Source organism: Pseudomonas grimontii (assembly GCF_007858185.1).
Lineage (GTDB): Bacteria > Pseudomonadota > Gammaproteobacteria > Pseudomonadales > Pseudomonadaceae > Aquipseudomonas > Aquipseudomonas grimontii.
The window spans coordinates 279446-292857 of sequence record NZ_VFES01000004.1; the positions used below are offsets into that span (position 1 = coordinate 279446).

At 61.5% G+C, this 13412-nt stretch carries 12 protein-coding genes; all 12 read left to right on the plus strand.

Annotated features, from left to right (window positions below; genetic code table 11):
• Positions 1-10: 10 nt before the first annotated feature.
• The 12 genes from FIV39_RS09730 (at position 11) to FIV39_RS09790 (ending at position 13412) form a co-directional block, all read left to right on the plus strand.
• Complete coding sequence (locus FIV39_RS09730; RefSeq protein ID WP_146371508.1) at positions 11-1105, plus strand: ABC transporter ATP-binding protein; 1095 nt, start codon at positions 11-13, stop codon at positions 1103-1105.
• Positions 1105-2202 carry an ABC transporter ATP-binding protein gene (locus FIV39_RS09735; protein ID WP_090402918.1) on the plus strand — a complete coding sequence of 366 codons (1098 nt, stop codon included), beginning with the start codon at positions 1105-1107 and terminating at the stop codon, positions 2200-2202. The genes FIV39_RS09730 and FIV39_RS09735 overlap by 1 nt, the downstream gene beginning before the upstream one ends.
• Positions 2199-3065 (plus strand): carbohydrate ABC transporter permease, encoded by an 867-nt coding sequence (locus tag FIV39_RS09740; protein ID WP_025858174.1) that lies wholly within the window; start codon positions 2199-2201, stop codon positions 3063-3065. The genes FIV39_RS09735 and FIV39_RS09740 overlap by 4 nt, the downstream gene beginning before the upstream one ends.
• A gap of 10 nt (positions 3066-3075) precedes the next feature.
• Complete coding sequence (locus tag FIV39_RS09745; RefSeq protein WP_003174634.1) at positions 3076-3876, plus strand: carbohydrate ABC transporter permease; 801 nt, start codon at positions 3076-3078, stop codon at positions 3874-3876.
• Positions 3877-3886: 10 nt separating this feature from the next.
• Entirely contained in the window at positions 3887-4159 is a 273-nt protein-coding gene (locus FIV39_RS09750; protein ID WP_014718862.1) for a DUF2160 domain-containing protein, read from the plus strand.
• A gap of 32 nt (positions 4160-4191) precedes the next feature.
• Entirely contained in the window at positions 4192-5934 is a 1743-nt protein-coding gene (locus FIV39_RS09755; protein WP_090402920.1) for an ABC transporter substrate-binding protein, read from the plus strand.
• Positions 5935-7470: 1536 nt separating this feature from the next.
• Positions 7471-8382 (plus strand): methyl-accepting chemotaxis protein, encoded by a 912-nt coding sequence (locus FIV39_RS09765; RefSeq protein WP_390620693.1) that lies wholly within the window; start codon positions 7471-7473, stop codon positions 8380-8382.
• A gap of 9 nt (positions 8383-8391) precedes the next feature.
• Complete coding sequence (locus FIV39_RS09770) at positions 8392-8760, plus strand: response regulator (RefSeq protein ID WP_090402924.1); 369 nt, start codon at positions 8392-8394, stop codon at positions 8758-8760.
• Positions 8761-8783: 23 nt separating this feature from the next.
• Positions 8784-9071: an STAS domain-containing protein gene (locus tag FIV39_RS09775; protein WP_090402926.1), complete on the plus strand. Its 288-nt coding sequence runs from the start codon at positions 8784-8786 to the stop codon at positions 9069-9071.
• Positions 9072-9112: 41 nt separating this feature from the next.
• The gene (locus tag FIV39_RS09780) at positions 9113-11149 is read left to right on the plus strand and encodes a chemotaxis protein CheA (protein WP_090402928.1); all 2037 of its coding nucleotides are present in this window, start codon (positions 9113-9115) and stop codon (positions 11147-11149) included.
• Positions 11150-11178: 29 nt separating this feature from the next.
• Positions 11179-12837 (plus strand): methyl-accepting chemotaxis protein, encoded by a 1659-nt coding sequence (locus FIV39_RS09785; protein WP_090402930.1) that lies wholly within the window; start codon positions 11179-11181, stop codon positions 12835-12837.
• A gap of 35 nt (positions 12838-12872) precedes the next feature.
• Positions 12873-13412 carry a chemotaxis protein CheW gene (locus FIV39_RS09790; RefSeq protein ID WP_090402932.1) on the plus strand — a complete coding sequence of 180 codons (540 nt, stop codon included), beginning with the start codon at positions 12873-12875 and terminating at the stop codon, positions 13410-13412.

Consider the following 13412-nt stretch of genomic DNA (forward strand, 5'->3'; position numbering starts at 1 on the left):
AGGTCGTGTCATGTCATTGACCCTGGAACATGTCTCCCGCGTCGTCGAAGGCCAAACCTGGATCGACGATGCCAACCTGCGCTTCGAAGCCGGTTCCTTCAACGTCTTGCTTGGCCGCACCCTGTCCGGCAAGACCAGCCTGATGCGCCTGATGGCTGGCCTGGACAAGCCCGACAGCGGCCGCATCCTGATGAACGGCGTGGACGTCACGCAAAAGCCGGTGCGCCTGCGCAACGTGTCGATGGTGTATCAGCAGTTCATCAACTACCCGACCATGACCGTGTTCGAAAACATCGCCTCGCCGTTGCGCCAGGCCGGTGTATCCAACGAGCTGATCCAGAGCAAAGTACTGGAAACCGCAAAGATGCTGCGCATCGAGAAATTCCTGCAGCGCCACCCGTTGGAATTGTCCGGTGGCCAGCAGCAACGCACGGCCATGGCCCGGGCCTTGGTCAAAGACGCCGAACTGATCCTGTTCGACGAGCCGCTGGTGAACCTGGACTACAAACTGCGCGAAGAGCTGTGTCAGGAAATGCGCGAGCTGTTCAAGGCGCGGCATACCATTGCCATCTACGCCACCACCGAGCCCAACGAGGCCCTGGCCCTGGGCGGCACCACTACCATTCTTCATGAAGGCCGGGTGATCCAGAGCGGCAAGGCTGCCGAGGTCTATCACCAGCCACAAACCGTGTTGGCCGCCGAGCTGTTTTCCGAGCCGCCGATCAACTTGATGCCGGGGCGTATCAGCGGTAACGAGGTGAGCTTCGCCAATTTCGTGCACTTCCCGCTGAACGTCGACCTGCGCCCCATCGGCGAAGGCGAGTTCCGCTTCGGCGTGCGCCCCAGCCATATCAGCCTGGTGCCGAGCAACGATGACGACCTGGAACTGGCCGTGACCGTGGAAGTCGCCGAGATCAGCGGCTCGGAAACCTTCCTGCATGTGCGCAGCGAACATTTCCTGCTGGTGCTGCACCTGCCGGGGGTACATGAGTACGACGTCGACGCGCCGATCCGAGTGTATATCCCCACCCATAAACTGTTTGTGTTCGATGGCCAGGGCCGTTTGGTCCAGGCCCCCGGGCGCCGCGTCGCGAGGGTTGCCTGATGGCCGAGATCCATTTGCAGAACCTGGCGCACAGCTACAGCCCTACACCGAACGGGCCTGAGGACTACGCGATCCGGGAAATGAACCACATCTGGGAGCAGGGCGGTGCCTACGCCTTGCTCGGGCCGTCGGGCTGCGGCAAGTCGACCCTGCTCAATATTATCTCCGGCCTGCTGAGCCCGTCCGAAGGCCAGGTGCTGTTCGACACCCAGGTGGTCAATGACCTCACCCCGGAAAAACGCAACATCGCCCAGGTGTTCCAGTTCCCGGTGGTGTACGACACCATGACCGTGTTCGATAACCTGGCCTTTCCCCTGCGGAACCAGGGCATGGCCGAGGCGAAAATTCACAGCAAGGTGCAGGAAATTGCCGAAGTCCTCGACCTGCAAACCCTGCTGAGCAAAAAGGCGCGCAACCTTACCGCCGACGAAAAACAGAAAGTCTCCATGGGCCGTGGCCTGGTGCGTGACGATGTGTCGGCAATCCTTTTCGACGAACCGCTGACGGTGATCGACCCGCACCTGAAATGGAAGCTGCGGCGCAAGCTCAAGCAGATTCACGAGCAGTTCAATATCACCATGGTCTACGTCACCCATGACCAGCTTGAGGCCTCGACCTTCGCCGACAAGATCGCGGTGATGTATGGCGGGCAGATCGTGCAGTTCGGCACGCCCCGTGAGTTGTTCGAACGGCCAAGCCACACCTTTGTCGGCTATTTCATCGGCAGCCCTGGGATGAATCTGATCGAAGTGCAGGCCGAGGCCGGCGGTGTGCGGTTTGCCGGTACTCACCTGCCGTTGTCCGAGACTATGCAGCAACGCATTGCCGGCACCGACTACAAGAAGCTGCAGGTGGGCATCCGCCCGGAATTTATCCACGTCTGGGACGAGTACAACCCTGACGCCCTGCAGGCCGATGTCACTCACCTCGAAGACCTCGGCACCTACAAGATCATGACCCTCAACCTCGACGGCGCCACGCTGAAGATACGCCTGGCCGAAGACAAACCGGTGCCGGAGGGCAAGGCCTGTATCAGCTTCCCCGCGCAGTGGCTGATGGTGTATGCCGACGACTACCTGCTGGAGGTGCTGCCATGAACAAGGTGCAGAACAACAAAGCCTGGTGGCTGGTGCTGCCGGTGTTCCTGCTGGTGGCGTTCAGCGCGGTGATCCCGATGATGACCGTGGTCAACTATTCGGTGCAGGACATCTTCGACCAGTCCAGCCGCTACTTCGTCGGCGCCGACTGGTACAAACAGGTGCTGCTCGACCCGCGCCTGCATGACTCGCTGCTGCGCCAGTTCATCTATTCGGCCTGCGTGCTGCTGATCGAAATCCCCCTGGGCATCGCTATCGCCCTGACCATGCCGACCAAGGGCCGCTGGTCGTCGCTGGTGCTGATCATCCTCGCCATTCCGCTGCTGATTCCGTGGAACGTGGTGGGCACCATCTGGCAGATCTTCGGCCGCGCCGATATCGGCCTGCTGGGCTACAGCCTCAACGCCCTGGGCATCAGCTACAACTACGCGGCCAACACCATGGACGCCTGGGTCACAGTGCTGGTGATGGATGTGTGGCACTGGACCTCGCTGGTGGCGCTGCTGTGCTACTCCGGGCTGCGGGCCATCCCGGATGTGTACTACCAGGCGGCGCGTATCGATCGGGCTTCGGCGTGGGCGGTGTTCCGACATATCCAGTTGCCGAAGATGAAAAGCGTGCTGCTGATTGCGGTGATGCTGCGCTTCATGGACAGCTTCATGATCTACACCGAACCCTTCGTCCTCACGGGCGGGGGGCCGGGTAATGCCACCACCTTCCTCAGTCAGACGCTGACCCAGATGGCCGTAGGCCAATTCGACCTGGGCCCGGCGGCGGCGTTTTCCCTGGTGTATTTCCTGATCATCCTGTTGGTGTCCTGGCTGTTCTACACCGCCATGACCCACTCCGACGCCAACCGCTGAGGCCGCCAACATGAGCAAGCGCAAGGTTATTCCGCTGCTGATCTACATCCTGTTCCTGCTGGTGCCGATCTACTGGCTGCTGAACATGTCCTTCAAGAGCAACACCGAAATCCTCGGCGGGCTGACCCTGTTTCCGCAGGATTTCACCCTGGCCAACTACAAGGTGATCTTCACCGACCCGAGCTGGTACACCGGTTACCTCAACTCGCTGTACTACGTGAGCCTGAACACGGTGATTTCCCTGAGCGTGGCGTTGCCGGCAGCCTATGCCTTCTCGCGCTACCGCTTCCTGGGTGACAAGCACCTGTTTTTCTGGCTGCTGACCAACCGCATGGCGCCACCCGCAGTGTTCCTGCTGCCGTTTTTCCAGCTGTATTCGTCCATCGGCCTGTTCGATACGCACATCGCCGTGGCCCTGGCCCACTGCCTGTTCAACGTACCGCTGGCGGTGTGGATCCTGGAGGGCTTCATGTCCGGGGTGCCCAAGGAAATCGACGAAACTGCCTACATCGACGGCTACAGTTTTCCCAAGTTCTTCGTGAAGATTTTTATCCCATTGATCGGCTCCGGCATCGGTGTGACGGCGTTTTTCTGCTTCATGTTTTCCTGGGTCGAGTTGCTGCTGGCGCGTACCCTGACCTCGGTCAACGCCAAGCCCATCGCGGCGGTGATGACCCGCACGGTGTCGGCGTCGGGGATCGATTGGGGCGTGCTGGCAGCGGCGGGGGTGTTGACCATCCTGCCCGGCATGCTGGTGATCTGGTTTGTTCGCAACCACGTGGCCAAGGGCTTTGCCCTGGGCCGGGTCTGAGGAGTCGATGATGGAATGGATGGCCTGGACCACCCCCACTGCACTGTTCTTTGGCGGCATTGCCCTGATTCTGGCGGGCATGACCACCTGGGAGCTGCGCTCGCCGAGCATCCCTCGGCGCGGCTTGCTACCGATCAGCACCACCCGTGGTGATCGCTTGTTTATCGGTCTTCTCGGCAGCGCCTACCTGCATTTGCTGGTGATCGGCGTTACCGACTGGAGCATCTGGGTAGCGTCCGCGCTCTCCCTGGTATGGCTGTTGAGTGTGATGCGTTGGGGCTAGTGCCCTTATGAATAAACAACCAGGAGGTCTCTATGTTGAATAAAAACAATAAGCTGCGACATAGCATTTCATTGGCCGCCGTACTGGCCCTCAGCGGTTTGAGCGCCACGGCCTGGGCCGATGCGTACGAAGATGCCGCGAAAAAATGGATCGGCAGCGAGTTCAAACCGTCCACGCTCACCGAAGCCCAGCAGCTCGAAGAGTTGAAGTGGTTTATCAAGGCGGCGGAACCGTTTCGTGGGATGAAGATCAACGTGGTGTCGGAAACCCTCACCACCCACGAGTACGAATCCAAGGTGCTGGCCAAGGCCTTCAGTGAAATCACCGGCATCAAGCTGACCCACGACCTGCTGCAGGAAGGCGACGTGGTGGAGAAGCTGCAGACCCAGATGCAGTCCGACAAGAATATCTATGACGGATGGGTCAACGATTCCGACTTGATCGGTACGCACTTTCGCTATGGCAAGACCGAATCCATCACCGACCTGATGGCCAACGAAGGCAAGGCCTTCACCTCGCCCACCCTGGATATCAAGGACTTTATCGGCATCTCCTTCACCACCGCGCCGGACGGCAAGATCTACCAACTGCCCGACCAGCAATTCGCCAACCTCTATTGGTTCCGCGCCGACTGGTTCGAGCGTCCGGAGCTGAAAGCCAAGTTCAAGGAAAAATACGGCTATGAGCTGGGCGTGCCGGTGAACTGGTCGGCCTACGAAGACATCGCCAAATTCTTCAGTGAAGACGTCAAGGAAATCGACGGCAAGCGCATCTATGGGCACATGGACTACGGCAAGAAAGACCCGTCCCTGGGCTGGCGTTTCACCGATGCCTGGTTCTCCATGGCCGGTGGCGGCGACAAGGGCCTGCCCAACGGTTTGCCGGTGGACGAGTGGGGCATTCGCGTGGAGGACTGCCACCCGGTGGGCTCCAGCGTGACCCGTGGCGGTGACACCAACGGCCCTGCCGCGGTGTTCGCCACGCAGAAATACGTGGACTGGATGAAAGCCTACGCGCCACCGGAAGCGGCGGGCATGACCTTCTCCGAATCCGGCCCGGTGCCGTCCCAGGGCAACATCGCCCAGCAGATCTTCTGGTACACCGCGTTTACCGCCGATATGACCAAGCCGGGCCTGCCGGTGGTGAACGCCGACGGCACGCCGAAGTGGCGCATGGCGCCGTCGCCGGTCGGGCCGTATTGGGAAAAGGGCATGAAGAAGGGGTATCAGGACGTGGGTTCCTGGACGTTCCTCAAGTCGACGCCGGAGAAGCAGAAACTCGCGGCCTGGCTTTATGCGCAGTTCGTGACCTCGAAAACCGTGTCGCTGAAGAAAACCATCGTCGGCCTGACGCCGATTCGTGAGTCTGACATCAACTCACAGGCCATGACCGACATGGCGCCGAAACTCGGTGGCTTGGTGGAGTTCTACCGCAGCCCGGCGCGGGTCGAGTGGACCCCGACCGGCACCAACGTGCCGGACTACCCGCGCCTGGCGCAACTGTGGTGGAGCAACATCGCCGCCGCCGCCAGCGGCGAGAAAACCCCGCAACAGGCCCTCGACAACCTGGCCAAGGAGCAGGACGCGATCATGACGCGCCTGGAACGCTCCAAGGTGCAGCCGGTTTGCGGCCCGAAAATGAACCCCGAGCGTGACGCGCAATACTGGTTCGACCAGCCGGGCGCGCCGAAACCGAAACTGGCCAACGAGAAACCAAAAGGCGAAACCGTGGCCTACGGCGACCTGCTCAAGCAGTGGGAGGCAGCGCGTAAGTAAACGTCCCCGGGCATGAAACACAAAACGGCACCCAGGTGCCGTTTTGCTTTGGCGCAAACATAAAGGCGCAGCTCTGTGACCGATGACGCGCATTGGTCAGGCGATCCTGAGTATGGGCAGCTTAGTCTCGTGGCGACCTTCGGGCCGACCATGTCGTTGGGTTTTATCGAGTACATATCCGTTGCTGCGGTCATGGCTGCTATGGGTTCCGCCCTTACGGCGGCTCACTTTTGGAAAGGCCCAAAAGTAAGCAAAAGGCCTTCGCCCCAACACTCGGTGCCTCGCCTAGGCTCGGCATGCCCTCACTCCGGCTTTGGAGCGTGGGCCGCCGCGATGGGCCATCCTTGGCCCAGCGCGGCTAACCCGGCGTCCTGCCGGGTTACCCACGCTCCAAAGCCTGCGTTCGGCCAGCGTGTTTGACGGGGCGATTTGAGATCAAGAGCCAAAGCGCGGCGGCCTTAGAGCCGACCGGAGTTGGGTCTGGTGTACTGGGTTAAAAATGTGGGAGGGGGCTTGCCCCCGATTGCAGTGGGTCAGTACCAAATCCATCAACTGACCCACCCTCATCGGGGGCAAGTCGAATCGTCGCACCGCCCCTCCCACATTTGGATCTCCATCCAGCAGGCAGACCTCAGCCTGCTTTTGCTCTGCTTTTGCTCTGCTTTTGCTCTGGCTTTTGATCCTAGGCGCCCCGTTAACCACGCTGGCCGAACGCAGGCTTGAATCCGTGGGTAACCCGGCAGGACGCCGGGTTAGCCGTCCTGGGCCAAGGATGGCCCATGACGGCGGCCCACGGATTCAAGCCTTCGTTCGGGCATACCGAGCCTAGGCGAGGTACCGAGTGGTGGGGCAAGAGCCCTTTGGTTACTTTGGGGCTTTTCCAAAGTGACCCGCCGTAAGGGCGGAACCCATAGCCGCCGTTACCGCAGCAACGGATATGTACCCGGTCAAATCCAAAAAAATGGTCGGCCCAGAGGCCGCCACGGAACCAAGCCCCCTCACCACAAAGAGATTTTTCAGCCTGAAAGACAGACTCGCTAGCCAGCGCTGCAACAACCCCCTGTTCCGTAAACCACCGCTGATCCTTCAGCAACAAGGCTCCAGGACTGCCAGGCCTGTCACCCACCGGTCATAAACCAGACGGAAGGCACCTAAGTCGCCTCAAGTTGCGAGTTACAGCGCAGATAACAACTAAGTCACCTACATCCGCAACAACGTTCAAGGATCGAACTCATGCCCCAGCGCCATTCCAGCAGCATGCCTCTTCCCGTTTATCCACGTTTTCGCTGGTTCGCTTTGATCCCGGTCGTGCCTGCCGTTTTGTGGATACTCGTGCAATCAACCTCGCCGGCCAATCTGTTGGCCTGCACAGTACTGGTGCTGATCGGCATCGGTGCCTGTGCCTGGAGCGCGGGTTCGCAGCGCAACGCCATGCTGCGAGCGATTGCGCGGGCGCAGGCGGATCAGTCAGAGGTGGACGCGGCGCACAACGGCATGGCCTCTCGTGCACAGCTCGATGAGGTATTGCTGGGCGCCATGCCGATCTGGGCCAAGCAGGTGGAAAGCTCGCGGCATCAGACCGAAGAAGCGATTGTGAGCCTGGCCAACCGTTTCACCGGGATCGCCGCACGATTGCAGGAAACGGTACAAGCCTCGCAGCACGCGGCCGGCGAACTGGATGGGCAGGCCGCCGACGGCGCGCTCGAGGTGCTGGCCCGCAGTGACAGCGAGCTGAGCCAGGTGATCAATTCGCTCAAGGCCACTCAAACCAGCCGTGACCAGACCCTGGCCCAGGTCCGCAGCCTTACCGCCTACACCGGCGAACTGCGCACCATGGCCGCCGATGTGGCGGCGATTGCCGCACAAACCAACCTGCTGGCCCTCAACGCAGCCATCGAGGCGGCGCGGGCCGGTGAGGCCGGGCGCGGCTTCGCGGTGGTGGCCGATGCGGTGCGCAGCCTGTCGAGCAAATCCAGTGAAACCGGCCAGCAGATGTCGGCCAAGGTCGACATCATCAATAACGCCATTACGCAATTGGTGCAGGCCGCGTCCAGCAATGCCGACCAGGACAGTCATTCAGTGGCCGAGTCCGAAAACAGTATTCAAGTGGTGCTCGAACGCTTCCAGAACATCACCGGGCGTTTGGCCGAATCCGCTGACCTGCTCAAGCAGGAAAGCTACGGCATCCGGGATGAGATGACTGAGGTGTTGGTCAACCTGCAGTTCCAGGACCGGGTCAGCCAGATCCTCAGCCACGTGCGAGACAACATGCACGCCCTGCATGACCACCTCCTGCAGGCCAGCCAGGCCCCGGACCAGGCGGTGGCCGTCGACGCCCGCCAATGGCTGGCGCGCATGGAAGCCACCTATGCCACCGACGAGCAACGGCGCCTCCATCATGGCGAGGCGGCCGTGCAGCAGAATTCTCAAGACATTACTTTCTTTTAGGAGCACATCATGGCGAAGAATGTATTAGTGGTCGACGACTCCAGCAGCGTGCGGCAGGTGGTCGGCATTGCCTTGAAAAGCGCCGGTTACGACGTTATCGAGGCCAGCGACGGCAAGGATGCCTTGGGTAAGCTGACCGGGCAGAAAGTGCACCTGATCATCAGCGACGTGAACATGCCCAACATGGACGGCATCACCTTCGTCAAGGAGGTCAAGAAGCTGGCCAACTACAAGTTCACCCCGATCATCATGCTGACCACCGAATCCCAGGCGTCGAAGAAGGCCGAGGGCCAGGCCGCCGGCGCCAAGGCGTGGGTGGTCAAGCCGTTCCAGCCGGCGCAGATGTTGGCAGCGGTGTCTAAACTGATCCTGCCCTGATCCCCGGCGCCAGGGAGGCTCCCATGCCGATAAGCACTGAAACAGTCGACGACACTGCCCGCGTGTGCATTGACGGCGAGCTTACGATCTACACCGTAGCGGAACTGGCGGGTGCGTTGCTGCCGCAGATAGGCGCGGCACCCCGCCTGGAGTTGGACCTGTCGCAGGTCACGGAAATGGATGGCGCCGGCCTGCAGTTGCTCGCGGTCATCGGGCGTGAAGCCGGCATCGCCGGTACAGCCTTGAGCGTGACCGGCCAGAGCCAGGTGGTTATGCAGGCGCTCCAACTGTGTCGCAGCGCGGCTTCATAGTCAGCGCTTCCCACGTTTTTTGATCGACAAGGAAAGTCCCGGTGAGCATCAATCTCGATCAGGCACAGCAGACATTCATCGTAGAGGCGCGCGAGCTGTTGCAGGCCATGGAGCAATCCCTGCTGCAACTGGAAAGCGAGCCCGGCGACCAGGATGCCATCGGCGCGATTTTCCGCGCCGCGCACACCATCAAGGGTTCGGCGGGCCTTTTCGGTCTGGCGTCGATCGTGGGGTTCACGCATATCGTCGAAGACGTGCTTGACCGCCTGCGCGAAGGCAATGTGGCGGTGGACGCCGCATTGATCGCGCTGCTGCTCAAGTGCGGCGACCACATGCTCGAACTGGTCGAAGTGGTCGCCAACCGCGGTGAGGTGCCGACGCCTGCCGCGCTGGAGCGCGGTGAGGCATTGCGCGAGGCACTGAGTGCCTATCAGCCGATGCGAACCGTCACTGCCAGCGTCGAAACCGTCGAGGTGGCCGACGACGCGGCGGTCGAAGTGCTCTGGCACATCTCCCTGCGCTTCGGCGTGGACGTGTTCCGTAATGGCATGGACCCACTGTCATTCCTGCGCTACCTCGAGACCTTGGGGCAGGTGATGCAGGTCCTCACCCTGACCGATAGCATCCCGCCAATCGACAGCTGGGACCCGGAAAGCTGCTACCTGGGGTTCGAGATCGAGCTGCGCTCCACGGCCAGCCACGCCACCCTCAACGAAGTGTTCGACTTCGTGCGTGACGACTGTGAAGTGCACATCAGTGCTGTCGACGAAACGCCCGACAACACGGCGGCCATGGCTGACGACCGGGGCACGCAGGCAGAGCCCGGCCTTGTGAGCGCCGCACCGCAGCGTCCGGCAGCCAGCGAGGCGAAAAACCGCGACGGCAATTACGTGCGCGTCAACGCCGACAAGCTCGACGAGTTGATCAACCTGGTCGGCGAGCTGGTCATCGCCAGCGCCGGCGCGAACCTGCTGGCCCGTTCCTGTAACAACGACCCCTTGCAAGAGGCCGCCTCGACGGTATCGGGGCTGGTCGAAGAGATCCTCGATGGCGCCCTGCATTTGCGCATGATCCCCATCGGCGACACGTTCAACCGCTTCCGCCGTGTGGTGCGCGATATCAGTCAGGAGCTGGGCAAGGACATCGAACTGATCATCAGCGGCGCGGAAACCGAACTGGACAAGACCGTGGTCGAGAAGATCGGCGATCCGCTGATGCACCTGCTGCGCAACGCCATGGACCACGGTATCGAAAGCGCCGATGCGCGGCGTGCGGCCGGCAAGTCGGCCAAGGGCCATCTGAGTCTCAATGCCTACCATGACTCGGGGAGTATCGTCATCGAGATCGCCGACGACGGCGCCGGGCTCAACCGCGAACGCATCCTGCAAAAGGCCCAGGAACGCGGGCTGGTGGCCAGCGGCGCGGTGCTCACCGACCAGGAGATCTACAACCTGATCTTCGAGGCGGGTTTCTCCACCGCCGAAGCGGTGACCAACCTGTCCGGGCGCGGCGTCGGCATGGACGTGGTCAAGCGCAATATCACCTTGTTGCGCGGCACCGTCGACCTCGACAGCCGCCCCGGCCAGGGCACCGTGGTGCGCATTCGCCTGCCGCTGACCCTGGCGATCATCAATGGGTTCCTGGTCGGCATCGACCAATCCACCTACGTGATTCCGCTGGACATGGTCCAGGAATGTATCGAGCTGGATCAACACCAGCGCCAGTCCAGCCGCGACACGGGCTATCTGGACCTGCGTGGCGAGGTGTTGCCGTTGGTGCACCTGCGTGACCACTTCAGCCATGAGGGCCCCGTGGCCCGACGCCAGAATGTGGTGGTGGTGCGCTACGCCGAGCATAAGGCCGGGCTGGTGGTGGATGACCTGCTCGGTGAGTTCCAGACCGTGATCAAACCCCTGGGCAAGTTGTTTGGCGCACTGCGTGGCATCAGCGGCTCGACCATATTGGGCAGCGGCGCGGTGGCCCTGATCCTGGATGTACCGGCACTGCTCAACCAAATCGTACAACTGGAAGCCCGCACGCCCCAGGCGCCTCAATCGCCGTCGGTCGTCGCTCGCTGACGTCTTTGCAATTCCATGGAGGTTCCCCGATGAAATGGTTCTACGATCTAAAAATTTCCACCAAGTTGATCTGCTCATTCCTGGTGGTTTTGGCGCTCACTGCGGGCATGGGCGGCTTCGCCATCCTTCAGCTTGGTGCCGTGAACCAGGCCGCCCAGGACATCAAGGGCAACTGGATGCCCTCCATGCGCGCAGCAGCCGGTATGCGTTTTTTTGCCGCCAGCTATCGCTTGAAAGAAAACCGCCACATCGGTACCGATATTGCCGAGGAAAAGGCCCAGGCCGAACGCGAAGCCGCCGAAGTGCGCCAACAGTTCGAAACCCGCATGGGTACCTACGAGCAATTGCTGTCGAACGATGAAGATCGGCAGCTCCTGACCAGCGTCAAAAGCGCTTGGGATGCCTACCTTGCAAGCAGCAAGCAGGTGCTTGAGTTTTCCCGGCAGAACCAGGAAGACCAGGCGCGCGGTTTGCTCAGGGGAGAGTCCAAGGGGCATTTCGATGAGATGACCGCCCGCCTGCAGAAAATGGTCGAGCTCAATGACGCCGGTGCGACTGCCGCGGGTGACAAGGGCTCGGCGCTGTATGAAAGCGCCCGCCTGTCGATCATCGCGGTACTGGTCGCGGCCCTGTTGATCGGCCTGGGCCTGGCGATATTCATCGCACGGATCATTTCCCGTCCGTTGCGCCAGGCCGCGAGCGCCGCCGAGCAATTGGCCGAAGGCAACCTTAACGCGCACATCGAGCCCGGAGGGAAAGATGAAACCGGCATGGTGCTCAACGCCATGCGCAACATGGTCGGCAAGCTGGCACATATCATCGGTGAAGTGCGCAATGCCGCCGATAACCTGGCCAGTGCCTCCGAGGAGGTCAGCGCCACCGCGCAATCGATGAGCCAGGCCACCAGTGAACAGGCCGCTAGCGTCGAGGAAACCAGTGCGTCGGTCGAGCAGATGAGCGCCAGCATCAACCAGAACACCGAAAACGCCAAGGTCACCGATGGCATGGCCAGCAAGGCCGCCAAGGAAGCCACCGAGGGCGGCGAATCGGTCCAGCAGACGGTGGTGGCGATGAAGAAAATCGCCCAGCGCATCAGCATCATCGATGACATCGCCTACCAGACCAATCTGCTCGCGCTCAATGCCGCCATCGAGGCCGCTCGGGCCGGCGAGCACGGCAAGGGGTTCGCCGTGGTAGCCGCCGAAGTGCGCAAGCTGGCCGAACGCAGCCAGGTAGCCGCCCAGGAAATCGGTGAACTGTCCTCCAGCAGCGTGGACATGGCCGAGAAAGCCGGCAAGTTGCTCGACGAAATGGTGCCTTCCATCAACAAAACGTCCGACCTTGTGCAGGAAATCAGCGCCGCGTCCGAGGAACAGGCCGCCGGTGTCGCGCAGATCAACACGGCGATGACCCAGCTCAACCAGGTGACCCAGCAAAATGCCTCGAGCAGCGAGGAACTGGCGGCCACGGCCGAAGAAATGAGTAGCCAGGCCGAGCAACTGCAACAGGCCATGAGCTTCTTCGTGCTGGATTCAGCGCCCAAGGCCGCGGTTCAAAACAGCAGCGTGGACAGCCCTGGCAGCAAGCCCAACCGTCAGGTGCCACGTCCAAAACCACCGGCGCAGCGCAAGGCGTTCGCCTACACCATGGCCAGTGCCCCGGACGAAGCGGATTTCACCCGCTTCTGATCGCACGATCAATACGGCCTACTAGGGAGAGTGACATGGGCGCAGTAATGACGACTCGGCAGACCGCGGTGGCGGTAGATGAGGATGCGCAGTACCTGACCTTCATGCTCGGCGGCGAAATGTTCGCCATCGGCATTCTGGGGATCAAGGAAATTATCGAATACGGCAGCCTGACCGTGGTGCCGATGATGCCCGCTTTCGTGCGCGGGGTGATCAACCTGCGCGGCGCGGTGGTGCCGGTGGTGGACCTGTCGGCACGCTTTGGGCGGGCCAACTCGGCGATCACTCGGCGCTCCTGCGTGGTCATCATCGAAGCGCGTAGCGAAAATGGCCAGCCCCAGGACATCGGGCTGCTGGTCGATACGGTGTCTGCCGTGCAAGAAATCCCGGCCACGCAAATCGAGCCGCCGCCCAGTTTCGGCGCGCGCATTCGCGCTGATTTCATCAGCGGCATGGCCAAGGTCGACGGCAAGTTCGTGATCGTGCTGGAGGTGGACAAGGTGCTGTCCATCGATGAGATGTCCAGCCTCGCCGAGGGTGGCCAGGCGCCGGCCCTCGACCTCGACCCGCGTTGA